General features: G+C 64.7%; 25 protein-coding genes. 23 read left to right on the top strand and 2 right to left on the bottom strand.

Annotated elements, in window-relative coordinates:
• The first annotated feature begins 70 nt into the window (after nucleotides 1-70).
• From O1Y97_RS04360 to O1Y97_RS04470, 23 genes are all read left to right on the top strand, one after another.
• The gene (locus tag O1Y97_RS04360; RefSeq protein WP_318763219.1) at nucleotides 71-991 is read left to right on the top strand and encodes a 3'-5' exonuclease; all 921 of its coding nucleotides are present in this window, start codon (nucleotides 71-73) and stop codon (nucleotides 989-991) included.
• A gap of 597 nt (nucleotides 992-1,588) precedes the next feature.
• A complete protein-coding gene (locus O1Y97_RS04365; RefSeq protein WP_318763220.1) occupies nucleotides 1,589-1,870 on the top strand; it encodes a helix-turn-helix transcriptional regulator in 282 nt (93 codons plus the stop codon).
• An 18-nt stretch (nucleotides 1,871-1,888) separates the two neighbouring features.
• Nucleotides 1,889-3,049: a replication initiator protein A gene (locus O1Y97_RS04370; RefSeq protein WP_318763221.1), complete on the top strand. Its 1,161-nt coding sequence runs from the start codon at nucleotides 1,889-1,891 to the stop codon at nucleotides 3,047-3,049.
• Nucleotides 3,046-3,699 (top strand): ParA family partition ATPase, encoded by a 654-nt coding sequence (parA, locus tag O1Y97_RS04375; RefSeq protein ID WP_318763222.1) that lies wholly within the window; start codon nucleotides 3,046-3,048, stop codon nucleotides 3,697-3,699. The genes O1Y97_RS04370 and parA overlap by 4 nt, the downstream gene beginning before the upstream one ends.
• Entirely contained in the window at nucleotides 3,696-3,947 is a 252-nt protein-coding gene (locus O1Y97_RS04380; protein WP_318763223.1) for a hypothetical protein, read from the top strand. The genes parA and O1Y97_RS04380 overlap by 4 nt, the downstream gene beginning before the upstream one ends.
• A 35-nt stretch (nucleotides 3,948-3,982) precedes the next feature.
• A complete protein-coding gene (locus O1Y97_RS04385) occupies nucleotides 3,983-4,465 on the top strand; it encodes a DUF2840 domain-containing protein (protein ID WP_318764145.1) in 483 nt (160 codons plus the stop codon).
• Complete coding sequence (locus O1Y97_RS04390) at nucleotides 4,462-5,007, top strand: S26 family signal peptidase (RefSeq protein ID WP_318763224.1); 546 nt, start codon at nucleotides 4,462-4,464, stop codon at nucleotides 5,005-5,007. Before O1Y97_RS04385 ends, O1Y97_RS04390 begins: the two co-directional genes overlap by 4 nt.
• Nucleotides 5,008-5,075: 68 nt before the next feature.
• A complete protein-coding gene (locus O1Y97_RS04395) occupies nucleotides 5,076-5,411 on the top strand; it encodes a DUF736 domain-containing protein (RefSeq protein ID WP_318763225.1) in 336 nt (111 codons plus the stop codon).
• A gap of 3 nt (nucleotides 5,412-5,414) precedes the next feature.
• Complete coding sequence (locus tag O1Y97_RS04400; RefSeq protein WP_404801244.1) at nucleotides 5,415-6,194, top strand: lytic transglycosylase domain-containing protein; 780 nt, start codon at nucleotides 5,415-5,417, stop codon at nucleotides 6,192-6,194.
• Nucleotides 6,195-6,437: 243 nt separating this feature from the next.
• On the top strand, nucleotides 6,438-8,174 hold the full coding sequence (locus O1Y97_RS04405) for a relaxase/mobilization nuclease domain-containing protein (RefSeq protein WP_318763227.1): 1,737 nt from the start codon (nucleotides 6,438-6,440) through the stop codon (nucleotides 8,172-8,174).
• A 26-nt stretch (nucleotides 8,175-8,200) separates the two neighbouring features.
• Nucleotides 8,201-10,192 carry a conjugal transfer protein TraG gene (locus O1Y97_RS04410; RefSeq protein ID WP_318763228.1) on the top strand — a complete coding sequence of 664 codons (1,992 nt, stop codon included), beginning with the start codon at nucleotides 8,201-8,203 and terminating at the stop codon, nucleotides 10,190-10,192.
• 4 nt (nucleotides 10,193-10,196) lie between these two features.
• Nucleotides 10,197-10,643, top strand: a complete 447-nt coding sequence (locus O1Y97_RS04415; RefSeq protein ID WP_318763229.1) for a CopG family transcriptional regulator — start codon at nucleotides 10,197-10,199, stop codon at nucleotides 10,641-10,643.
• Between the two features lie 172 nt (nucleotides 10,644-10,815).
• A complete protein-coding gene (gene trbB / locus O1Y97_RS04420) occupies nucleotides 10,816-11,799 on the top strand; it encodes a P-type conjugative transfer ATPase TrbB (RefSeq protein ID WP_318763230.1) in 984 nt (327 codons plus the stop codon).
• The gene (locus O1Y97_RS04425; RefSeq protein WP_318763231.1) at nucleotides 11,796-12,128 is read left to right on the top strand and encodes a TrbC/VirB2 family protein; all 333 of its coding nucleotides are present in this window, start codon (nucleotides 11,796-11,798) and stop codon (nucleotides 12,126-12,128) included. The genes trbB and O1Y97_RS04425 overlap by 4 nt, the downstream gene beginning before the upstream one ends.
• Nucleotides 12,128-12,409, top strand: coding sequence for a VirB3 family type IV secretion system protein (locus tag O1Y97_RS04430; RefSeq protein ID WP_318763232.1), 282 nt, complete (start codon nucleotides 12,128-12,130; stop codon nucleotides 12,407-12,409). The genes O1Y97_RS04425 and O1Y97_RS04430 overlap by 1 nt, the downstream gene beginning before the upstream one ends.
• A 14-nt stretch (nucleotides 12,410-12,423) precedes the next feature.
• On the top strand, nucleotides 12,424-14,871 hold the full coding sequence (gene trbE / locus O1Y97_RS04435) for a conjugal transfer protein TrbE (protein WP_318763233.1): 2,448 nt from the start codon (nucleotides 12,424-12,426) through the stop codon (nucleotides 14,869-14,871).
• Between the two features lie 5 nt (nucleotides 14,872-14,876).
• Nucleotides 14,877-15,656, top strand: coding sequence for a P-type conjugative transfer protein TrbJ (gene trbJ / locus O1Y97_RS04440; protein WP_318763234.1), 780 nt, complete (start codon nucleotides 14,877-14,879; stop codon nucleotides 15,654-15,656).
• A gap of 10 nt (nucleotides 15,657-15,666) precedes the next feature.
• Nucleotides 15,667-15,951, top strand: a complete 285-nt coding sequence (gene trbK-alt, locus O1Y97_RS04445) for a putative entry exclusion protein TrbK-alt (RefSeq protein WP_318763235.1) — start codon at nucleotides 15,667-15,669, stop codon at nucleotides 15,949-15,951.
• A 3-nt stretch (nucleotides 15,952-15,954) separates the two neighbouring features.
• Nucleotides 15,955-17,313, top strand: a complete 1,359-nt coding sequence (trbL, locus tag O1Y97_RS04450; RefSeq protein WP_318763236.1) for a P-type conjugative transfer protein TrbL — start codon at nucleotides 15,955-15,957, stop codon at nucleotides 17,311-17,313.
• Nucleotides 17,310-17,999: a conjugal transfer protein TrbF gene (gene trbF, locus O1Y97_RS04455; protein ID WP_318763237.1), complete on the top strand. Its 690-nt coding sequence runs from the start codon at nucleotides 17,310-17,312 to the stop codon at nucleotides 17,997-17,999. The genes trbL and trbF overlap by 4 nt, the downstream gene beginning before the upstream one ends.
• Nucleotides 17,996-18,976: a P-type conjugative transfer protein TrbG gene (gene trbG / locus O1Y97_RS04460; protein WP_318763238.1), complete on the top strand. Its 981-nt coding sequence runs from the start codon at nucleotides 17,996-17,998 to the stop codon at nucleotides 18,974-18,976. Before trbF ends, trbG begins: the two co-directional genes overlap by 4 nt.
• A complete protein-coding gene (locus O1Y97_RS04465; RefSeq protein ID WP_318763239.1) occupies nucleotides 18,973-20,157 on the top strand; it encodes a TrbI/VirB10 family protein in 1,185 nt (394 codons plus the stop codon). The genes trbG and O1Y97_RS04465 overlap by 4 nt, the downstream gene beginning before the upstream one ends.
• A gap of 1 nt (nucleotide 20,158) precedes the next feature.
• Entirely contained in the window at nucleotides 20,159-20,398 is a 240-nt protein-coding gene (locus O1Y97_RS04470) for a DUF2274 domain-containing protein (protein WP_318763240.1), read from the top strand.
• On the opposite strand, the gene O1Y97_RS04475 is transcribed toward O1Y97_RS04470, so the two are convergent.
• A complete protein-coding gene (locus O1Y97_RS04475) occupies nucleotides 20,393-21,286 on the bottom strand; it encodes a LysR family transcriptional regulator (RefSeq protein ID WP_318763241.1) in 894 nt (297 codons plus the stop codon). The two genes, O1Y97_RS04470 and O1Y97_RS04475, sit on opposite strands and share 6 nt — an antisense overlap.
• Nucleotides 21,287-21,429: 143 nt before the next feature.
• The gene (locus O1Y97_RS04480; RefSeq protein ID WP_318763242.1) at nucleotides 21,430-24,726 is read right to left on the bottom strand and encodes a DUF499 domain-containing protein; all 3,297 of its coding nucleotides are present in this window, start codon (nucleotides 24,724-24,726) and stop codon (nucleotides 21,430-21,432) included.
• Nucleotides 24,727-24,738: the final 12 nt, after the last annotated feature.

Consider the following 24,738-nt stretch of genomic DNA (forward strand, 5'->3'; position numbering starts at 1 on the left):
CGCGCCCGAGCCTTAATAAACTCGACCACCATTCACGCTGGATACCGATGTCATATTCAGAGGAGCTAACATGCTGACCGATCCGACGATGGAGGCGCTCGCCGCGCAGCTCGAGGCGAGCGGCGACTACCGTGTCCTTCGCCGGCTGCAGGTGCCCGCCGGCGGCTTCGTGCCGATGCCGCACATGAAGCGGGCCGTGTTCCTGGATGTCGAGACCACGGGATTGGATCCGAAGGTGGACGAGATCATCGAACTCGCGATGGTGCCCTTCTGGTATGAGGACTCGGGCCGCATAGCCGGGGTCGAGATCGGACGATCCGCCCTCCGCCAGCCACAGAAGCCGATCCCCGCCGAGGTGACGCAGCTGACCGGCATTACGCCCGATATGGTTGCGGGCAAGACGATCGACTTCGCTGCGGCCGCCCAGTTCGCCGGGGACAGCCTCATCGTCGCGCACAACGCAGGGTTCGATCGGCGCTTCGTCGAGCGGTTCTGTCCACAGCTGGCGAACAACCGGTGGGCCTGCTCCTTCTCCGAGATCCCTTGGGCGACGCATGGTTTTGAGAGCGCTAGGCTCAGCCTGATCGGTCAGGCACACGGCTTCTACTACGATAGTCATCGCGCCGTGAACGACTGCTACGCAGGCATCGAGATATTGAGCCGCGGCGTCCCGGTGGGAGGGACGGAAAGCGCGATGAAGGTGCTGCTATCATCGACCAACTCGCGCAGCTGGCGGTGCTGGGCCGAAGGCGCGCCATTCGAGAAGAAGGATTTGCTCAAGGGCCGCGGCTATCGTTGGGCCGATGGCAGTGATGGTGGGCCCAAGGCTTGGTGGATCGATCTCGACGAAGCGGGTTTCCACCCGGAGATGGCCTTTCTGCGGAGCGACGTCTACGGCTGGTCCGCCCAGATTCGCATCTGCGAGCTGAACGCGCTGAACCGCTACAGCGATCGCCTGAATATAATGCCCTACGCTATACCGGCAAGTTGAGTCCCCCCGCTGGGCCAGCCCTAGACGGCTGCGCAGCGCCTCGGGGTCGATGGGAAAGTTCTTTGCTCTCGAACGGTTCAGATACCGGCCCCTCTCTGTCGTTCTGCTGCACCAGATAGACACACGTCTTGCGTCGGCTTCTTGACAAGAACCTGCCGTATTAGGCGTAGCCAGGGAACGGCAGGAATGCCCCAGCCCCGGTCAGGGGCATCAAATTGTGGTCGCCCGGGGAATGCCCGCTTCCAAGCACACGAAAAATTCAATTAAACGGCGAGAAGTGGCGCTCTGCCGCCGAGAGAGTTGCACGGCAAACGACCGGTTTCAGGATTAGCAGAGCTGCTCCTGAAGGGCGTACATTGGCCGTTCCGGCGACCACTGACAATGCCGGAGTCTCCAACGCCCGGCCTTCGCTGGCCGTGGCAGCTATCCCGGCGACCAACATGCATGCCGCTGACACCTGACCGTCGGGACCGCAGGGGGTGGGAAATTTAGCCACCCCAAGTTCCCCATCCCTCCCGCCGACAGTTCTCCGCCACCGTGGTCGTTGTCAGCCGCTGATCGCCAGCGGCCCCCAGCAACCCCACGGAGGCCCGCCCCATGCGACCCGATATCGCCGCGATCCCGCCACGCTACCTGCGGACAAAGGAAGCCGCCGAGTTTCTCAGCCTGTCCGCACGCACGCTCGAAAAGCACCGCACCTATGGCACCGGCCCGGCCTATCGCAAACTCGGCGGGCGTGTCGTCTATTCGGTCGACGATCTCGAAACCTGGGCAGCGCGCGGCGCTGTCACCTCGACCTCAGATCCGCGCGGCTCCGTCCTGCCGGCCAAGCGCCACACGCTACCGACCGGCCAGAGCGCCGGCCGGTACGCACGCTGATCGCAGCCGGTCCCTTTCATGGTGCTGCAGCGTCGCGACCCTTCTGAGCGTGGGCAGCTCGATCTGTTTCGCGCGCTGCCTGGCGACTTCGCGCCACGAGATGCGCAGGATCTCATGGCCTATCCCTTCTTCTCCCTCTCCAAATCGCACCGCATCGCGCCGATCGACTTCGCTGCGGGTGGCATCTCGATCCGCGTCGAGGCAGTTCCCGATCATGGCATGGCCACGATCTGGGATGCCGACATCCTGATCTGGGCCGCCAGCCAGATCGTCGAAGCCCGCGATACAGGTCTGCGCACGTCGCGCCTGATGGCGGCGACGCCATACGAGATCCTCACCTATGTCGGACGCGGCACGTCCATGCGCGATTATCAGCGTCTCAAAGCCGCCTTGGACCGCCTGCAATCGACAACAATCTCGACCTCGATCCGTCAGCCTGCCGAGGGCCGGCGACACCGCTTCTCGTGGATCAACGAATGGCAGGAACGCACCGACCGATATGGGCGGCCAGACGGCATTGAGCTGATCGTCCCCGACTGGTTCTACAAGGCCGTTCTCGACGACGCGCTCATCCTCACCATCGATCCGACCTATTTCCATCTCACCGGCGGTCTCGACCGCTGGCTCTACCGCATCGTGCGCAAGCATGGTGGCCGCCAGCGCGACGGCTGGCGTTTCGAGCTGCGCCATCTCCACCTCAAATCCGGCAGCCTGTCCCCGTTCAAACGCTTCGCGTTCGAGCTGCGCGACATCGTGCGGCGTCAGCCGCTGCCCGGCTATGTCCTGTCACTCGAGGTGGAGATCGGCGGTCGCACGCTTCTCGCCTTCGAGCCGCTGGCGGCCTGTGGAAAACCTGTGGATGGCCTCGTGCTATCGGGAACCCGGACTATCGTGCCATCGGGAACCCGAGGCTCGTGCTATCAGGAACCCAAATCGGGCCTAAGCTATAGAAATAACGGTCAAAATCGCGCCCTTAACTTAGAGTCTAACCAAGAATCTAACTCTGAAGAACGCGCGCGCGATGTGGAAAACCTCATTCGCACTGCCGCGAAGAACCTCCGCGCCACCGGCAAGACACCCGTTCTCGGCGCTCCCTCGGCCAAGGCAGGCCGGAAGGGAAGCGAGCCGCTCGCCACCGATCGGCTTCCGCTCTGTGACCGGCCTGGAGGCGCGCGATGATCGTGGCGTTCCTCAATCAGAAAGGCGGCGTCGGCAAGACGACGCTGGCGCTCAACCTCGCCGGCGAACTCGCCGGACGCGGGTTGCGTGTCACCCTGATCGATGCGGACCCGCAGGCTTCCGCGCTCGACTGGTCTGAGCAACGCAACCATGAAGGCCTGCCGCGCCTCTTCGGCGTCATCGGCTTGGCGCGCGACACGCTCCATCGTGAAGCGCCCCAACTGGCCCGAGATGTCGATCATGTCGTCATAGACGGACCACCGCGCGTCGCCGGGCTCATGCGCTCCGCACTACTCGCCGCCGATCTCGCGCTGATCCCCGTGCAGCCGTCGCCGCTCGATGGCTGGGCATCGGCCGAGATGCTGGCCCTGCTTTCGGAAGCGCGCATCTACCGCCCCGAGCTTGTCGCCCGCTTCGTCCTCAATCGCTGCGGCGCGCGCACCATCCTTGCGCGGGAGACGGCCGAGACCCTGGCCGATCACGACCCGCCGCTTCTTGCCGCCACCATCGGCCAGCGCATCGTCTTCGCCGCTGCGGCGCAGACCGGTCGCTTGGCCTTCGAACTCGACGACGCGACATCGGCCGCCCGCGAAATCGCGGCACTCGCCGACGAACTCCTCCGTCTTCGTCTCGACGGGAGCGCACCATGAACGATCGATCCCCCCGTCGCGGTTTCGCCTCGCGGCCGGCCGATGCCGATCAATGGATCAAGGCTGCTGACAGCACGCCGCGCGCACCCGACGCCACAGGGTTCACCGCCAGACTCACCATCGACGTCACGCCCGAGCTGCGCGGCCGGATCAAGATCACCGCCTTCGGCCGCGGCGTCACCGTCGCCGACATGCTGCGCGAACTCCTCGCGCGCGAATTCTCACCGACCCAAGGAGACCCATCGTGACCAGCGTCGCGCCCCTCCGCGAGCGCAGCGGCACGATGCCGTCAGCGCTCTCCCACGACGACATGACCGATGTCGAACTGTCGTGGATCGAAAAGAAGATCGAATACTGGATCAGGTTCGGCCACGAGGCGCACGAGCAGGTCCTCGACCGCCGCCGGCGTGTCGTTTCCTTCCGGCCCAACACCGTCTTTGCCTTCGTGCGATGGGCAGGCAACGACTTCGGCACCATCATCTCGCGCATCGACATAGTGCGCGCAGTCGAACCGGGTGAGCCGCACCAGACGCTGCCCTTCGTGCGGCCGGGCGGCGAAATTCTGCTCAAGATCGAGGGCTGGCCAAAGATCGAAGACGTGCTGCGCCATGTCGACGCCATTGAAGCCATCGGCATTGATGCGGACACCGTTTCGCCGGACCACTGGCGGCACGTCCATAACCAGATGGCGGTCGGACAGCAGCCCCGCGCCTATACACCAGAACAGCACCGCGCCTTCCTTCTACGCCGGAGGGCGGGGTCGTGACACGCACCGGACTCTTCTTCGCGGCGGCGCTCGCCACGATGGGCGTCAGCTACCCGGCACTCACGCCGATGCCAATCAAGCTCATGTGGAACGCATCAGCCAGCGCGCCGATCGGCTTCTACACGATCGACTTCGACGGGCCGTTCGAAGCCACCGATCTCGTCGCCGTCGATGCGCCGGAGCCGCTTGCGACCTTCCTCGCGACACGCGGCTATCTGCCCAAAGGCGTGCCGCTCCTCAAGCGCGTCCTCGGCGTCTCCGGGCAAACCGTTTGCCGCTCGAACCTCACTATCACCGTCGATGGCGTCGAGATCGGTGCGGCGTTGGAGAGGGATCGCATCGGACGCGATCTGCCCGTCTGGCAGGGCTGCCGCCGCATCCACACCGGCGAAGTCTTCCTCATGAACTGGCAGGTCCGCGACAGTCTCGACGGTCGCTATTTCGGCCTGACCTCCACCGACCGGATCATCGGCCATGCGGTCCCGCTGTGGACCGACGAGGAAGGAAACGGCCGCTTCGAATGGCGCGCGCCGACGCGGTGAGCGCGCGACTAGCGGCGCTTGAACCGCCGCCGATCTCATCACCGCAGTACAAACGACAGGAGTCCCACATGACACAGATTGGAGAATTCACGAAGCTGAAGACCGGCTATTCCGGGCGCATACGCACGCTCAGCCTCAACATCGACGTCGCCATCGTGACGGCGGAGACAAGCGAAACCGAGAACGCACCGGACTACCGCGTTCACGCCGAGAGCGAGGAAGGCCCGGAGATCGGCGCGGGCTGGAAACGCTCCAGCGACAAGGCCGGCGACTTCGTCTCGATCCAGCTCGACGATCCCACATTCCCGCAGCCGATCCGCGCCAATCTCTTCCAGAACGGCGACGACAAGACCTCCTGGTCGCTGCACTGGTCGCGTCCGCGCGACCGCGCCGAGAAGGACTGACCGATGCCCGCTCGCCGTCCATCGACGAGCCATCGGAGTGCGCATGGGCGGCATCACGCCGCCCGGCGCATGGCTCTCCTTCTCCTTTCCGGCTTGGCCCTCGCGACCGGCGCGACCAGCACGGCTATCGCGCAGTCAGCACCGGCGACACACACCGTCTCCGTCGATCCGCACACCGCCTTCGTGGTCGAAGCCTCGCAGCGCTTCGGCATTCCCGAGCACTGGATCATCGCCGTCAAGCGCGCCGAAAGCGCCGGCGATGTGCAAGCGATATCGTCGGCCGGCGCACAGGGGCTGATGCAAGTCATGCCCACCACATGGACCGAACTTCGTGCGCACTATGGCTTCGGCCGAGATCCCTATGACCCGCGCGATAACATTCACGCGGGCACGGCCTACCTGCGCGAAATGTACGACCGCTACGGCAATATCCCGGCGATGCTGGCCGCCTATAATGCAGGCCCGGCGCGTTACGACGACTACCTGCAAAGGGGCCGCGCGCTTCCGGCCGAAACGCGCGCTTACGTCGCGCTGCTCGCTCCGCAGCTTGGCACAACGTCACCATCCACCGCACCGTCCGTTGCGCCGCCACCGCCACCCGATTGGCGCGAGGCCCCGCTTTTCGTCGTGCGTTCTGCCGACGCCCGTTCGGTCGCTTCACCGCCGGGCAACACGCATTCGGACGACAGCCACGCCTCCGTCGCGGCACGTTCGCCAGATACCATCGACGGGACGAATACACCCATCGTCGTCGCCCGCTCCGACCAGGGAACACGGCGATGAGCCCGGCGAGAGGCTTTCGCACCGTATCGTGGCCCCGCGTAACATGGAGAGCGCAAAGGAGGGAGGCAGGCAGAACAACCGTACGATGGCAGGATAAAAGGCCGCACATTGTGCGTCGGTCGGGCGGTTGTTTTTGTTCAGGTTTCCGGCGCGTTCCGCACGTTGCCACGCGCTGGCGCAATGTGCGCTTAACGCCCAAGCACCTGTATCAGCGCGGATTTTCGCACATTGCGGGCTCGCATCATGCCCGATGACCACGAGTTTCGCGTTCGGCCTGGGCGCATCCGCTCGACACGCGCTCAATCGGCCCGCCCATTCATAGCGCAGGCGCTCGCCGCAGCGAAGAAGGCCGGCGGCGTCTCACGCTCCGGGCGCATCGTCTCCGCCAATCGCTCGCGCTTTGGTCGAGGCCAGCGCGCCAGCATCCAGGCGAACCGCTTCATCACCGCGCGCACACGCGGTGCGGTCATCAAGGCCCGCGTCGTTCGGCACTCTGGCCGTAGCGCGCCGCTCGGCACACACCTCGATTATCTGCGCCGCGATGGCGTGACCCGGGATGGAGAGAAGGCGCTGCTGTTCGGACCGGGCACGGAGGAAGCGGACGGGCGCGGCTTCGCCGAGCGTTGCGAGGACGACCGCCATCATTTCCGCTTCATCGTCTCGCCGGACGACGCGGTGGAGATGTCGGACCTGAAGTCCTTCACCCGCGATCTGGTCGGCCAGATGGAAAAGGATCTGGATACGCGGCTCGATTGGGTCGCGGCCGATCATTGGAACACCGAGCATCCGCACGTTCACCTGATCGTCCGCGGTGTCCGCGATGACAGCCAGGACCTCGTGATTTCCCGCGATTACATCAAGGAAGGCATGCGTGACCGGGCACGCGATCTCATCACCCAGGAACTGGGGCCACGCACCGATCTCAATATCCGCAGCGCCCTCGAACGCCAGATCGAGGCGGAGCGCTGGACACAGCTCGACCGGCAGCTCGTCCGCGACGCCGGCAAACCCGGCATCATTGATCTTGCTCCGCAGCCCGACCGCCAGCCCGACGAATTCCATACCCTGAAAGTCGCTCGGCTGCGCAGACTGGAAGTCTTCGGCGTCGCCGGACAGGTCGGTCCCGGACAATGGTTCATCAAACCCGAAGCCGAAACGGTCCTGCGCGAACTTGGCGAGCGCGGCGACATCATCAAGCGGATGCACCGCGCGCTCACGGAACGCGGCATCGAACGCGGCTCGGCAAACTACGTCCTGGCCGGCGAAAGCCTCGATACTCCCGTCATCGGTCGCCTGGTCGAACGCGGCCTTGACGACGAGCTGAAGGGGACGGCCTATGCCGTGGTCGATGGCGTCGATGGCCGGACCCATCATATTCGCCTGCCGCATCTCGACGCGGCGGGCGACAGCGCGCCGGGTTCGATCGTCGAGCTGCGTACCTTCGAGGATGCGCGCGGCGAACGCCGCGCCGCGCTCGCCGTCCGCTCCGATCTCGATCTCCAGCATCAGGTGAACGCCTCCGGCGCCACCTGGCTCGATCGACAATCCATCGCCCGTGAGCCCATCGCCATGGCGGATGGCGGCTTCGGCGCCGAGGTGCGGCAGGCGATGCAGCAACGCGCGGACCATCTGGTCGGCGAAGGTCTCGCCGAGCGACAGGGCCGGCGCGTCATCTTCACCCGCAACCTGATCGATACGCTTCGCCGCCGCGAGGTCGATGCCGTGGCCGATAAGCTTGCGAAGGAAACGGGCCAACCGTTCAAGCCGGCCTGCAATGGCGAATACGTCGCCGGCGCCTATCGCCAGCGCCTAACCCTCGCATCCGGCCGCTTCGCCATGATCGATAACGGTCTTGGGTTCCAACTCGTGCCCTGGTCGCCGTCCCTCGAAAGCCAGCTTGGCAAGCACGTCTCCGGCGTCGCTCGCGGCGACGGCGGCGTCGACTGGAGTTTCGGCCGCAAGCGGGGGCTCGGCCTCTAATCACCTGACAAAAAAGGACTGCCGCAATGTCCGCGACCAAAATCCTCTGGGGGCAGATCACCGTCGTCTTCCTGATCGTGTTGCTCACCACCTGGGCGGCAACGCAATATGTGGCATGGAGCCTCGGCTTCCAGGCTCAGCTCGGTTCTCCCTGGTTCGTCCTCCTGGGCGTGCCGATCTACTATCCGCCGGCCTTCTTCTGGTGGTGGTATTTCTATGACGCCTACGCGCCGGAAGTTTTCACCAAGGGCGGGATGATCGCGGCGTCGGGCGGCTTCATCGCTGTCGCCGTCGCCATCGGCATGTCAGTCTGGCGCGCACGCGAAGCGAAGAACGCCGCGACCTACGGCTCCGCGCGATGGGCTGAAAAGGGGGAAGTGAAGTCGGCGGGTTTACTCAATCCCGATGGCGTCGTGCTCGGCCGCTATGACCGCGACTATCTGCGCCATGACGGACCCGAGCATGTCTTGTGTTTCGCGCCGACGCGGTCGGGCAAGGGCGTCGGCCTGGTCGTACCGTCACTGCTAACCTGGCCGGGCTCGGCCATCGTCCACGACATCAAAGGAGAAAACTGGCAGCTCACCGCAGGCTTTCGCGCCCGACATGGCCGCGTACTGCTGTTCGATCCGACCAACCCGAAATCATCAGCCTATAATCCGCTGCTCGAGGTGCGGCGCGGCGAGTGGGAAGTCCGCGACGTTCAGAACATCGCCGACATCCTCGTCGATCCTGAAGGGTCGCTCGAAAAGCGAAACCACTGGGAAAAGACCAGTCACGCACTGCTGGTCGGCGCGATTCTGCACGTCCTCTATGCCGAGGACGACAAGACGCTCGCCGGTGTCGCCGCCTTCCTCTCCGATCCGAAGCGCCCGATCGAGTCGACCCTCGACGCGATGATGAAGACCAGCCACATGGGCGAAGCTGGACCGCACCCCGTCATTGCCAGCGCCGCGCGTGAGCTACTAAACAAATCCGACAACGAACGGTCCGGCGTGCTTAGCACCGCCATGTCGTTTCTCGGCCTCTACCGCGATCCTGTCGTTGCCGAGGTGACACGGCGCTGCGACTGGCGGATCAACGACATGGTGGGCGGCAAGCTTCCGACCACCCTCTACCTCGTCGTGCCGCCCTCCGACATCAACCGCACCAAGCCGCTCATCCGCCTGATCCTTAATCAGGTCGGTCGCCGCCTCACCGAGGACCTGCAAGCCAAAGCCGGGCGTCATCGGATGCTGCTCATGCTCGACGAATTTCCCGCGCTCGGCCGTCTCGATTTCTTCGAGAGCGCGCTGGCGTTCATGGCAGGCTACGGCCTCAAAAGCTTCCTGATCGCGCAGTCGCTGAACCAGATCGAGAAGGCCTATGGCCCCAACAACTCGATCCTCGACAACTGCCATGTCCGCGTTTCGTTCGCCACCAACGACGAACGTACCGCCAAGCGTGTCTCCGATGCCCTCGGCACCGCGACCGAGATGAAGGCGATGAAGAACTATGCCGGCCATCGGCTTTCGCCCTGGCTCGGCCACCTGATGGTGTCGCGCTCGGAGACCGCGCGCCAGCTCCTGACACCCGGCGAAATCATGCAACTGCCGCCGACCGACGAGATCGTCATGGTAGCCGGAACTCCGCCGATCCAAGCGAAGAAGGCGCGCTACTACGAGGATGTCCGCTTCAAGGAACGCATCCTGCCACCACCTGAACTGGCGCGGCCCGCCGAAGGTCGGCCGGACGACTGGAGCAGGCTGCCGATCCCGGCTCGCCCGGACACGAGCGACAGCGCCGACCCAGCGGTCAACTCCGACGAGGAAGAAGATCCGACCGGGTCCGAGCGTCGCCATCAGCCTGAACTCAGCCGGGTGAAGCCCGTCGAAAAGATGGCGCCAATCGACAACGAATTCGAGTTCGGTCTGCCCGATGACACTGAGGAAGACGCTGCACGCAATCAGCGCCTGACTCGCGTGATGGGCGGCGTTGCCCGCCAGGTCTCGCTCGATCCCAATGACGGCATGGAGCTGTAGCGCGATGACCAGCCGCAAGAAAAAGGCGCAAATCTCCGTCTATCTCGACCCCGACATCATGGCGATGCTCACCGACTATGCCGCGCGGCGCGAACAATCGCTCTCTCTGATCGCCGAGGCCGCCATCGCGTCCTTCCTGTCGCCGGACGATGCGCAGCGGCGCGAAGCCGTTGTCGCCAAACGCCTCGACCAGATCGACCGCCGCCTTACGCGCATGGAGCGCGATGTCGGAATCTCCGTCGAGACCATGGCCGTGTTCATCCGGTTCTGGCTCACTACGACGCCGGCACTGCCCGAGGCCGCCGCCCAGGCCGCGCGGGCCATGGTCGGGAAGCGCTACGAGGCTTTTATCACGGCGCTCGGACGTCGATTGGCGCAAGGACCGAAGCTCCGGCAGGAGATCGTCGAAGATGTCGGCGAACCGCAGACGGGAGAGACGGCGAGCGGTTGATAGAATCCGCTGGCGCTGGATCAAGAGCAGCGCCCCACCGCCGTTCTCCTGTATTTGCACGCCACACTACTACGACGACCGATACTTGTTGAACCGGTCCTATTCCGGGCTCTTTTAATCACCCCGATCCGGGGATCGTCCTTTTTCGGCCCCGTCAGGAAGCGGGGCAGAAATGACCACAACCAGCCAGAAGCCGGAGGCGTTCGCGCGTGGCGCGCGGATGCTGCGCACGGCGCTCGGTTCGACCATCACCCATCTGCTCGAAGACCCTTCCGTCGTCGAGGTGATGTTGAACCCGGACGGTCGCCTGTGGGTGGATCGACTGTCGGAGGGCCTCGCCGATACGGGAGAGCGGCTGTCCGCCGCCGATGGCGAACGCATCGTCCGCCTCGTCGCGCATCATGTCGGCGCCGAAGTTCACCCGCGCAGCCCCCGCGTCTCGGCCGAGCTGCCCGAGACCGGCGAGCGGTTCGAGGGCCTGTTGCCGCCCGTCGTCGCCGCACCGGCCTTCGCCATCCGCAAGCCCGCCGTCGCGGTCTTCACGCTTGATGACTATGTGGCGGCCGGCATCATGAATGCCGATCAGGCCGCGACGCTACGCGCCGCAGTCGTCTCGCGCGCCAACATTCTCGTCGCGGGCGGCACCTCGACCGGCAAGACCACGCTCACCAATGCGCTCCTCGCCGAGGTCGCGAAATCATCCGATCGCGTCGTCATCATTGAGGACACGCGCGAGCTGCAATGCGCCGCGCCCAACCTCGTCGCTATGCGAACCAAGGATGGCGTCGCGACGCTTTCCGAGCTGGTCCGATCCTCCCTGCGCCTGCGCCCCGACCGCATTCCCATCGGCGAAGTGCGCGGGGCGGAAGCGCTCGACCTCCTTAAAGCCTGGGGCACCGGCCATCCTGGCGGGATCGGGACGATCCATGCCGGCACCGGCATCGGCGCACTGCGCCGCCTCGAACAACTCATTCAAGAGGCCGTCGTCACCGTCCCGCGCGCGCTGATCGCCGAGACCATCGACATCGTGGCCGTCCTGTCGGGCCGCGGTTCTGCGCGCCGACTGACCGAACTCGCCCGCGTCGAAGGGCTCGACCCCGACGGGGACTACCGCGTCATCCCCGCAACTCCCGCCAGCACAGGAGACCCTACATGATCCGCACCACCATGCGCGCTCGCCGCACCATCACGGCGGCCGTCGCCTTTACCTATATCAATCTCGTCCTTGTCCCTGCCGCCCATGCTTCCGGCTCGTCCATGCCGTGGGAAGCGCCACTTCAGAAAATCCTGGAGTCGATCGAGGGGCCGGTCGCCAAGATCGTCGCCGTCATCATCATCATCGCCACCGGTCTGGCGTTGGCGTTCGGCGACACCTCGGGCGGCTTTCGCAAGCTGATCCAGATCGTCTTCGGCCTGTCGATCGCGTTTGCGGCCAGCTCGTTCTTCCTGTCGTTCTTCTCGTTTGGCGGCGGGGCGCTTGTCTGATGGCAACGAGCTTTGAGCAGCTCGACGTCGTGCCGGGTTTCACGATCCAGGTTCACCGGGCGCTGACCGAGCACATCCTGCTCGGCGGTGCACCGAGGAGCATTGCCATCCTGAATGGCACGCTGGCCGGGGCTGTCGGTCTCGGCCTGCGCCTTTGGCTCGTCGGCCTCGCCATCTGGGCCATAGGCCACTTCGCGGCAGTCTGGGCGGCGAAGCGCGATCCGCTCTTCGTCGAGGTCGGTCGCCGTCATCTGCGCATCCCCGCTCACCTGTCCGTCTGAGGAGGCGCATCGCAATGATGAACCTTGCCGAATATCGCCGCACCGCAACCCGTCTTTCGGACTATCTGCCCTGGGCCGCGCTCGTCGCTGAAGGCGTCGTCCTCAACAAGGACGGGAGTTTCCAGCGCACGGCGCGCTTCCGTGGCCCCGACCTGGATTCCGCCGTCGCCGCCGAGCTGGTCGCCGTCGCCGGGCGGCTCAACAACGCATTCCGTCGGCTCGGTTCGGGCTGGGCGATCTTCGTCGAGGCGCAGCGCCACGAAGCATCGACTTATCCGTCCAGCCTGTTTCCCGACGCCGCCGCGGCCCTCCTCGATGCCGAGCGCAAGGCCGATTTCGAGGAAGCCGGCGCGCACTACATCTCCGGCTACTACCTCACGCTCACCTATCTGCCGCCGGCCGAAGACGCCGCACGCACCGAGGCCTGGCTCTATGAGGGACGCGAACGCGGCGGCATCGATCCGGGGGAGATCCTCAACACCTTCATCGATCGTACCGATCGCCTGCTCGCGCTGCTCGACGGCTTCATGCCCGAATGCGCTTTGCTCGATAGCAGCGAGACGCTGACCTATCTCCATTCGACAGTCTCGACCAAGCGGCACCGCGTCCGCGTGCCGGAAACTCCGATCTATCTCGATGCACTACTCGCCGATCAGCCGCTGACCGGCGGCCTCGAGCCGCGTCTCGGAACAGCGCATCTACGCATTCTCACCATCGTCGGCTTTCCGACCGCGACCACGCCCGGCATCCTCGACGATCTCAATCGTCTCGCCTTTCCCTATCGCTGGTCGACCCGCGCGATCCTGCTCGACAAGACCGACGCGACCAAGCTGGTGACCAAGATCAGGCGGCAATGGTTCGCCAAGCGCAAATCGATCGCGGCGATCCTCAAAGAGGTAATGACCAACGAGGCATCCGCGCTGGTCGATACCGACGCTTCCAACAAGGCGGCCGATGCAGACCTCGCTCTTCAGGAACTCGGCGCCGACTTTGCCGGCCAGGCTTATGTGACCGCCACGGTCGCGGTCTGGGATGACGATCCACGCATCGCTGACGAGAAACTGCGGCTCGTCGAGAAGGTCGTTCAAGGCCGTGATTTCACGGCCATGACCGAAACCATCAATGCCGTCGATGCCTGGTTGGGGTCATTGCCAGGGCACGTTTACGCCAACGTGCGCCAGCCCCCCATCTCGACGCTGAACCTCGCCCACATGATCCCGCTTTCTGCGGTGTGGGCGGGGCCGGAACGGGACGAGCATTTCGGGTCGCCCCCCTTGCTGTTCGGCAAGACCGAGGGCTCTACCCCGTTCCGGTTTTCCCTCCATGTCGGCGACGTCGGCCATACCCTCGTCGTCGGCCCCACCGGCGCGGGCAAATCCGTGCTGCTCGCGGTCATGGCCTTGCAGTTCCGCCGCTACGCCAATTCGCAAGTCTTTGCCTTCGACTTCGGCGGCTCGATCCGCGCCGCCGCGCTCGCCATGGGCGGCGATTGGCATGATCTCGGCGGCGATCTGACCGACGGCGTGGACGCCTCGGTCGCACTGCAGCCGCTCGCGCGCCTCCACAACACACCGGAACGCGCTTGGGCGACTGACTGGATCGCCGCGATCCTGATCCGCGAAGGCATCGTCATCACGCCTGAGGTGAAAGAGCATCTCTGGGCGGCGCTCACCTCACTGGCTTCAGCTCCGGTCGAGGAGCGCACCATCACCGGCCTCACGGTATTGCTGCAATCGAACGACCTGAAGCAGGCGCTGCGGCCCTATTGCGTCGGCGGCGCCTATGGCCGGCTGCTTGATGCGGAAGCCGAACATCTCGGCGCGGCATCGGTGCAGGCGTTCGAGATCGAGGGACTGGTCGGAACGGGCGCCGCGTCCGCCGTGCTCTCCTATCTCTTCCATCGCATCGGCGATCGCCTCGACGGGCGGCCGACCCTGCTCATCATCGACGAGGGCTGGCTCGCGCTCGATGACGACGCCTTCTCCGGGCAATTGCGCGAGTGGCTGAAGACCCTGCGCAAGAAGAACGCCAGCGTCATCTTCGCCACGCAGTCGCTGTCGGACATCGACAACAGCGGCATCGCCCCCGCCATCATCGAGAGCTGCCCGACGCGATTGCTCCTGCCCAACGAACGCGCGGTCGAGCCGCAGATTACCGCGATCTATCGGCGCTTCGGGCTCAACGACCGCCAGATCGAGATCCTCGCCCGCGCCACGCCTAAGCGGGATTATTACTGCCAATCGCGGCGCGGCAATCGCCTGTTCGAGCTGGGCCTGTCCGAAGTCGGCCTCGCCCTCGCGGCCGCCTCCTCCAAAACCGACCAGTCCGAGATCGCGCGCACCTTCGCCGAGCATGGCCGCGAAGGCTTCCTCGCCGCTTGGCTGCGTCTGCGCGGCGCCGCGTGGGCTGCGGATCTCCTCCCCGACCTCACAAACCTCATCCCCCAGCCTGAGAAGGAGTAACGACCATGACGACCCAACGCTCACGTCCGCGCGCACTTTCGCTCGCGGCAGTCATCCTGGCGATGCCGCTCGCCGCGTCGCCCATGCTGACCGCGCCAGCGCACGCGCAATTCGGCTTCGGCGGTATCGTCTATGACCCTACCAACTACGCCCAGAACGTCCTGACGGCGGCGCGGTCCCTTGAGCAGATCAACAACCAGATCCGCTCGCTTCAGAACGAGGCGCAGAGCCTCATCAACCAGGCCAAAGATTTGGCGAGCCTGCCCTATTCGGCGCTCCAGCAGATTCAGCAGAGCGTCCAACGAACCCAGCAACTCCTCAGCCAAGCACAGAACATCGCCTTCGACGTCCAGAGCGTCGATCGCATGTTCCAGCAACAATATGGCAGCGTCTCGCTCTCCACGACCGATGCCAAGCTCGTCACCGACGCCCGCTCTCGCTGGCAGAACACCGTGGGCGGCTTGCAGGACGCCATGCGTGTGCAGGCCGGTGTCGTCGGCAATATCGACAGCAACCGCACGCAGATGTCCAACCTCGTCAGCCAGAGCCAGGGCGCGCAAGGCGCATTGCAGGCGACGCAAGCCGGCAACCAACTTCTCGCGCTTCAATCTCAGCAGCTTTCCGATCTGGTTGCGCTGATCTCCGCCAATGGCCGCTCCGAGGCGCTCACCGAAGCCGAACGTGCCGCTGCCGCCGACCAAGGCCGGGAGCAGCGCCGCCGCTTCCTGACGCCTGGTTCGGGCTACCAGCCCGGCAACGCGCAGATGTTCGGCAACGGCAACTGAGGGCACAGCCATGGACGGCAAGATGCTGGCCCGGTTGGGCGCCGTCGTCTTCGTCGCCGTCGCCATCACGGCGACGGCGATCGAGATGACCCGGAAGGAGACGCCTCCGGAGATGGGGCACGCCCGCGCTGTCGAACCCGCGCGCGATCCGCTGCGCGAAGAGCAGCGCCGGTGCCAGCAGCTTGGCCAGGCGGCGGCGAGCGATCCCGACTGCATGCGCGTCTGGGCCGAGAGCCGTGATCGCTTCCTTGGCCGCCCCCCAGCACCTGCCGTCCCGACGCCAGAAGGACGGTGAACCATGGGCGGTGCTGGCGTCATCGACAATTTCCTCGGGGTCTTCACCTCCTACATCAACAGCGGCTTCGGACTGCTCGGCGGCGAGGTCGCGTTCATCGCCACGACGCTGATCGTCATCGATGTGACGCTCGCCGCCCTGTTCTGGAGCTGGGGCGCGGAAGACGACATCATCGCCAGGCTCGTGAAGAAGACGCTCTTCGTCGGCGTCTTCGCCTATCTCATCGGCAACTGGAACAACCTCGCCAAGATCGTTTTCGACTCGTTCGCGGGACTGGGTCTCAAAGCTTCCGGCACCAGCTTTACCGCGCAGGATCTGATGCGACCCGGCAAAGTGGCGCAGACCGGACTCGACGCCGCGCGCCCCTTGCTCGAATCCATCTCCGACCTGATGGGTTGGATCGCGTTCTTCGAGAACTTCATCCAGATCGCCTGCCTGCTCTTCGCCTGGGCGTTGGTGCTGCTCGCCTTCTTCATCCTGGCCATCCAGCTCTTCGTCACCCTGATCGAATTCAAGCTGACGACGCTTGCTGGCTTCGTCCTCATCCCGTTCGGCCTGTTCGGCAAGACCGCCTTCATGGCCGAGCGCGTGCTGGGCAATGTCGTCTCATCCGGCATCAAAGTTTTGGTGCTCGCCGTCATCATCGGCATCGGCTCGACGCTGTTCAGCCAGTTTACGGCCGGCTTCGGCGGCGCAACGCCCACGATCGACGACGCCATGGCGATTGTGCTTGCCGCGCTATCGCTGCTCGGGCTCGGCATCTTCGGTCCGGGCATTGCCGCCGGTCTTGTCAGCGGCGGACCGCAACTCGGCGCCGGTGCGGCTGTCGGCACAGGGCTTGCCGTAGGCGGTGCGGCGCTCGCAGCTGGTGGCGCGGCGGGCCTTGCCATGAAGGGAGGAGCGGCGGCGATGTCCGGCGGTGCAGCCGCCGTGCGGGGCGGAGCCGCTGCCGCAGGCGGGGCCGCCGCTGCCTACAGCGTCGGCTCGCTCGGCCAGTCCGGAGCCGGTGGCGTCGCCTCTGGTCTCGGCGGCGTCGCCCACGCCGCTGGCGCGGCCACCGTGTCGCCGCTGAAACGCGCGGCGTCGCGCGCTGCCGAAAGCGTCAAGTCCAGCTTCTCGGAAGGCGCCAAGGCCGGTTTCGGCGTGACCGGCGGCTCTTCGACCATGAGCGCCATCCCTGGCTCCGGGACGACAAGCGAAGCCGCGGCAACGCCCCGCGACGGTCCGCCCGACTGGGCAAAGCGCATGAAACGCGGCCAGTCCCTCAGCCACGGAGCCACCCTCGCAGCCCATGCTGTTCGCTCCGGCGACAGTCATGGCGGCGGCTCCTCCGTCAACCTCTCCGAAAGTGATCGTTCATGAGCCTCTTCAAGCGACCCGCCGCCCACTATGGAAAGTCTCCCGAACCAGAAACGCCCTATCAGAAGGCCGCCCAGGTCTGGGACGAACGGATCGGTTCGGCCCGCGTCCAGGCCAGAAACTGGCGCATCATGGCCTTCGGCTCGCTGTTCCTGTCGGCCGGTTTCGCCGCCGCACTGGTCTGGCAGTCGGCGCGCGGCACCGTCGTCCCCTGGGTCGTGCAGGTCGATCGTCTCGGCCAGGCGCAATCGGTGGCACCGGCGACGGCCGATTACCGGCCGACCGATCCGCAGGTGGCCTGGCATCTCGCCCGCTTCATCGAGCAGGTCAGAAGCATCCCGGCCGATCCGATCATTGTGCGGCAGAACTGGCTGCGCGCCTATGAATGGACCACCGATCGCGGCGCAGGCGCGCTGAACGACTATGCCCGCACCAACGACCCATTCACCAAGGTCGGCAAACAGCAGATCGCCGTCGAAGTATCGAGCGTCATCCGTGCCTCCCAGGATTCCTTCCGCGTCGCCTGGACGGAGAAGCGTTACGAGAACGGCCAGCTCGCCGGGACCGAACGCTGGACCGCGATTCTCACCATCGTCATCCAGACGCCGCGTGATGCCGAACGGCTGCGCGCCAATCCGCTCGGGATCTACGTCAACGCCATCAACTGGTCGCGGGAGATGTCCCAATGAGCGCGTCTCATCGGAGGCCAGCCTCTCCGGCTTTGCGTAAATCCGCTTTGGCGATCGTGCTGCTTTCCGCCACCATGCTGGCGGGATGCGCGACGTTCAAGCCGCCCGCCATCAGCTATGACAGTGACGTGCCACCTCTGCCGGCGGTGCCGGCTCCAGTCACCGAGCAACCGCCGCGGCCGTTGCATACACCGCCCGCCTGGACGCCCGCGCATGGCGGAACCGCCGCGAACACCCCAAGCGGCCGTGTCGAGAACGCCAATGCCGCCGCCCGCGTCGAACCGCGCCGCGAGGGCTACTACAATGCGATCCAGATCTATCCGTGGAGCGAAGGCGCGCTCTATCAGGTCTATGCGGCCCCCGGCCAGATTACCAACATCGCGCTCGAACCCGGCGAAGGCCTGACCGGCGCTGGCCCGATCGCCGCCGGCGACACCGCCCGCTGGATCATCGGCGATACCGAGAGCGGATCCGGCCTCTCGCGCCGCGTCCACATCCTCGTCAAGCCGACGCGCCCCGACATCACCACGAACCTCGTCATCACGACCGACCGCCGCATCTACATGCTCGAACTCAGGGCGGAAGCGAAACCGTACATGCCAGCCGTGGCATGGGCCTATCCCGTGTCCCCGGCATCGCAGCGCGTCAGAATCCCGGCGACACCGATCATTCCCGCAGCCGCCGCACGTCACTATCGATACGGCATCACCGGCGACACACCGCCCTGGCGGCCGGTCTCCGTTTATGACGACGGCCGGCGGGTCTATGTCGAGTTTCCGCGCGGCATCGTCCAGGGCGAAATGCCACCCATCTTCGTCCTCGGCGCCGACGGCGAACCCCAGCTCGTCAACAGCCGCATCTACCAGAACATCCTGATCGTGGACCGCATCTTCGGCGCCGCCGAGTTGCGTCTCGGCGGCGGCAATCGCCAGCAAACCGTCAGGATCGTGCGAACCGATGGGAAGCCTGCATCATGAGTGATACCGACAACGACACCCCCGAACCGCAGCAGCCATCGGCGCCTTCTGCCGATTCAACATCGCCCATGCGCCTGCGCGCTGAGTCTCCGCGCGTCACGCGGCTGTCGCGCAAGGTGCTGGCCGGCGCGGCCGCCGTTGCCCTTGTCGGCATCGGCGGCTCCCTCATCTATGCGCTCCAGACCCGCGATCCCGGCAAGAGCGGCGATGAACTCTATTCGACCGATAATCGCGCTACGGCCGATGGCCTGGCCGGCTTGCCGAGCGATTATACCGGGCCCGTGCTTGGTCCGGCGCTACCGGGAGATCTCGGCCGCCCGATTGTCAGTGCGCAGAACCAGGGCCAGCCTGTCGTACCGCCCGCCATGGCAACCCCGCAGGTCGATCCCGAAGAGCAACGCCGTCTCGCCGAGCTGGAAGCGGCGCGCACCAGCCAGGTGTTCTTCCAGGCTGGTCCGCTCTCAACGTCGGCGCCAATCGGAATGAACACGCCCGGACTTTCTGGCCTTGGAACAGGCGCGCAACCGGGCGCCCAGACAGCTCAGGACCGCCAGCTCGCCTTCCTCAACGCTCCCGTCGATCGCCGCACCATTGCCACCGATCGCGTCATGGCGCCTGCGTCGCCCTATGTCCTCCAGGCAGGTGCGATCATCTCGGCCGCGCTCATAACCGGCATACGTTCCGATCTACCGGGGCAGATCACCGCCCAGGCGACAGAAAATATCTACGACAGCCCGTCCGGGCGCATCCTCGTCGTTCCGCAAGGAACGCGCATCATCGGTGAATACAGCAACGACGTCGGCTTCGGACAACGTCGTATCCTCTTGGTATGGAGCCGCCTCATATTCCCCAACGGCCGCTCGATCGTGCTCGAACGCCAGCCCGGCGCAGACACGCAGGGCTATGCTGGTATCGAGGATGGCGTCGATTACCACTGGTTGGATCTCGCCAAGGCCGCTGGCCTCTCGACACTCCTCTCGGTCGGGGCCGAACTCGCCGTCGACGACCAGGACCGGCTCTTGCGGGCAATCCGCAACGGCGGACAGGACACCATCAATGACGCAGGCCAGCAGATCGTTCGGCGTCAGCTCAACGTCCCGCCAACGCTGACAATTCGGCCTGGCTTCCCCGTCCGCGTGATCGTCATGCGCGATCTCGTCCTCGAACCCTACGGAGGCTGATATGACGAAATTGAAGCTCGGCCCGATCATGGAGGAAAAGCCGGTCAAGGCGACGCTGGAGCTACCTGCTTCGCTCCACCGCGATCTCACCGCCTACGCCGAAGTGCTGGGGCGGCAGACCGGCCAGACCGTTCGCGATCCCATCCAACTGATCGTACCGATGCTGGAGCGTTTCATCGCAACGGACCGCGGGTTCGCCAAGGCCCGTCGAGCGAAACACATCGGTGATGCTGGTTCATAGTTCCGCGCCTTGGCGGCGCGCCAACACCTTCGCCATGCTGAGGAAGCGCCTGAGCGCCGGATTATCGTTCTTCGGCGACCACACGCCGCTAAAGGGAAGAACCTCGCCGACGATCGGCCTGTAGCAGATGCCCGGCACACGGGCTGCGGTCGTCGCCTCGCTCGTGACCGTGAGCCCGCTGCCGAGCGCGACAAGCGTCAACAGATTATCGCGCCCGACAAACTGTGATTGAATTTTCGGATGGTGGCCGAGATCAGCGACGCGCTGCACCAGATAGTCGTGGATTTCCTGACCAGGAGGCACGTCGCTGACGATGAAAGGCTCATGCGCGAGGTCATGCCAATGCACCTCCTCTTTCTGAGCAAGCGCGTGCGATTCAGGCAGCACCACGAAAACACGCTCTGACCAGAGATAGTCGGTCTCGCATCGTGGCCAGTCCAAGGTCCCCGTCAGAAAGGCGATGTCCAATCGGAACTGCCGGATCGCTGCGACATGCTCTGCAGGGTTGCCGTCGGCGACCTCGATATGCACGCCAGGATGCTCCTCGGCAAAGCCACGCAGCAGGTCGGGGAGAAAGCCGGATGCCAGCGAGGAGAAAATCCCTACCCGCAGATGGCCTTCCTCGCCGCGCCCGACCGCGTCCACGATCTCGGTGCCTTCGTTGACGTAGCGAAGGACCTTTCGCGCCTTCGACAACAGCCGCTGTCCTGCGACGGTCAGGCACACGCCGCCGCTATGGCGATGAAACAACGCTGACCCGAGCCCATCTTCCATGTCGCGAATCCGGCGACTGATCGTGGACTCCTGCACACCGAGCGCTGCACCCGCCTTTCGAAAGCTTCCATGCTCGAAAGCTGCAATGAAATAGCGCAGATGTCGAAAGTTCATACTCACACCTGGAAATTGTCCGGGGAGCCCCCTTATCCCGAATGCTTGACAGAGACGCTGCGAGGCTTGCCAAAGCGATTTCCCAGCGTGGCGACAAAGTTCGTCGGCGTTCCCCGGCCACACTGGGGAACGCCGACCGGCTGTCACTCTATGGATTTCTCTATGAATCCAAGTGTATTGGCATTCTCGACCAGCGTCCGAACCTTGGCGCGATCGAGACCGTCAGGCACTTCGGCGTCAATCTCGAGTCGGATCTTCACCTGGCTGCCCGGCAGCGTCGTCAGTTGTTCGACGATCGCTTCGACGATCTGATGGATGTCTCGAGCCGGTCGCTCCGGTGAGATCATCACGGCGCCGGAAAAGCGCGTCGGCTTCTTGTCCGCTGGAGGTGCCGGCGGTTCACCATCCGTCGATTGTCCATCTGGCACTGGCGTACTGTCGCCGGGTCCTGAGAGCGTGTCACCCGTTCCCGGCTGCACCGGCGCCGGACGGTGCGCTTCGGCCACCTCGGGTCTCACGATGACACTGTCGCTGTCGATGACTACCACGGCGCTGATCGCCCGCTCGATCGCCAGCCCCAGATAAGTGTCCGACTTCTCGTCCCATCGTTCGGCATAAGCGAAGGGACCGGGCAGCATGCCGCTCACGGCCGCCTGCACGGCTTTGACCAGAACGTCCTGCCCCTTGAGACGCGGCAAATAGATGTAGCGGTTGAGATATTCTCGCAGATCCTTCAGCGACAGCCGCGGCTTGTCGTTCCAGATGTATTTCTGGAGATCGCGGTCGAGGCGCGACGGTCCCAATTCCGTAAGCAGGCCTTCCTCGGCCAAGAGCTTCTTGCTCGCACGGGCCAGCAACCCGTCCTGCGCCGGAATCTTGCCCGAGACCCACTCCCAATCAGCTTGGGCGCTCTCCTGGGCCGGGTAATGCAGATAGCACCACGCCTCCTTCAGCCGCGTCTTCATCGTCTCGTTAGCTTCGGTCAGCTTTGCCTTGGCCAGCGCGCTATCGCTCTGGGTCAGGTTCAGGCGCTCCGTGTCGCGCACGATCTCGCCCCAGGCGAGCGACGCACGCACGGCGTCTTTCAGATGATCGAGCTGGCGGCTTTCCGCGGCGATGAACACCAGCATGTTGCGATAGACGCGCGGCGTACTGCCGCGTTGCGTGAGGATGTCCTTGGCCTCGACCAGCGCTTCGGAGCCATCGCGGCCGTTGTGGGGATATTTGACACCTAGCACGACGGCGCGAACACCGCCGGCTTCATCGGGGACTTCGGCCGACGAAGCCGGGGCGACCTGCACGGCATCGAAATGCCCGCGATCGGCAAGGCTATTCACATATTTGCCGAGTTCGGCGTCGATGGTCACGTCGACCAGCGCCGCCTCGATCTGCGCCGCCTTGTCCGCCGCGATACGATTGAGACTCGCCGACATTGAGTACCAGTAGCGGCCGAGATCGGCGTGCATGAACTTGGCCTGATTGGTCAGCCGGCGCAGAGCATCGCCGAAGATCGCCGGACGCTCGCCGGGCTGCACGACGCCGAGATTGATCTGCTTGTCGTCGAGGCCTGTATTCTGCTGTTGATGGGTGGGCGCCGTTCCCATGAAGACCGCGCGGGCGACGCGCCGAGTTGCCGAATAGCGGTTCAGGTTCGGCGCCGACTGATCGATCTTATAGGGTGTGGACGTCGTGCCATCGACATCGCCAGCAATGATCGATTGCCAGGTCACATCGAGATAGTGAAGCAATTCCGGCTCCACGCGCGGTGAACTCACCGCGACACTGCCCGGCATGATCATCACCGACGGATCGCCGTTCATCCAAAGCTCGTGAATGGCCTGCGCCATCAATCGCAGCACACCGCGCGTGCGCTGAAATTTCTCAAGCGATCCCCAGGTCGCATAGAGCTGGTCGAACAGCTCAGGATGGATTGGATAGGCCTTCTCCAGCTTGCGCCTGTAGTCCTCATCCGCGCAACCTTGCGGGAAGTCGTTCGCGTTCTCGCGATAGAGCTTCGCGAACTGCTTCAGCGTGTTGTCACGATGATGGAACTTGTCGCCGGGGATGTCCTTGAACAGCCGCCGCCGAACAATCTCGTAGCTCTCTTCCTGGCTCGCCGGCCGCCATGACGACTCGACACGGCTGAAGGTCTGCTTGAGACGTGCCAACGCCTCCTGACCGCCTTCGCCGCCGACTTCGATCTGGGACGCCGGCAAGGAGGCAACCAAGAGAGTGCCGGGGCTGGCCTTGACCGCCTCGGTCAGCGACTGGACGAAGGACAGGTTTGCGTCGAACGATCCCGACGGCAGTCCTTCGACTTTGTAGATCTGCCTCAAATAGGCGACCCATTCGTCGATCAGGATCAGGCACGGCGCGTATTTCTTGAAGATCGCCTCAAGAAGATGGGAGCCCGGCGCGATGCCGTTGGCATCATTCTCGGCGACCATGGCGAAGGCTGCTGCCCCGCCGAGTTGCCATGCCAATTCGCCCCATGTGGTACGTATCTTCTGGCCGCTATCGGTATTGAGGACATCCTGCGGTCCTCGCGACGTGCCGACCAGCACCGCGCGATTGACCTTCTGGGGCACGCTCAGCTCGTGCTTGTCCAGCAAGCGGTCAAGTCCGGACAGGTCTTGGACCGGTGTTCCACCCGCCATGTGATAAAGGGCGAGCATCGAGTGAGTCTTGCCGCCACCAAAATTGGTTTGCAGTTCGACCACCGGATCGCCGCCGCTGCCGGCAAGCCGTTTGGCGGCGCCAACCACTAGCGTGCTCAAACCTTCGGTGAGATACGTCCGGCTGAAGAACTGGCCAGGGTCACGATATTCGGCGGGCGCGCTGCCCGAATGAACTTTGGCAAGGTCCGCCGCGAACTCGGCCTGCTGGAATTCGCCGGTCGCGACGTCCGGATGCGGCTCGACCACTTCGCGCCACGGGAGCAATCCCGCCACGGTTTCGACCGAGATATCCAGCCGCTGGGTCTTCCGGCGCTCCTCGTTGCGCTGAAGCTCGGTGAACTTGGTGCGAAGGATCGTGTCGCGCATCTTCGAGAGCTGCTCGGCAACCTCACCAGCGCTGATCGACTCCATCAGCCGCCGCATCGTGTCCAACGCCCGCTCGGCATCGTCGTAGGTGAAGGTCTCGTTGTGCGAGAGCTTGTTGCGGACATCGAGCAGCTCCGAAACATAGGAGCGTTCTGGATGCCCAAGCACCGACGCAAAGGCATCCTTCCAGAATGCCATCATGGTCTTGAGCAAGCCTTGCTGATCCCAGCCGACCTCCCCTGCCGAATTGGGCTTGAGACCCTGTACTCGCTGCACGACCTCGATCTGCCAATGTCCCTTGACGGAGGTCTCCAGCCGCTTCTCGACGAAGGGAATGAGCGCCGCGGGGAGCAGCTCCATTCCCTCGAAAACATATTGCCGTGTGCTCTTGGCCATGTCCTGTCCCCC

The sequence above is a fragment of the Aminobacter niigataensis genome (assembly GCF_946995915.1).
Classification (GTDB): domain Bacteria; phylum Pseudomonadota; class Alphaproteobacteria; order Rhizobiales; family Rhizobiaceae; genus Aminobacter; species Aminobacter niigataensis.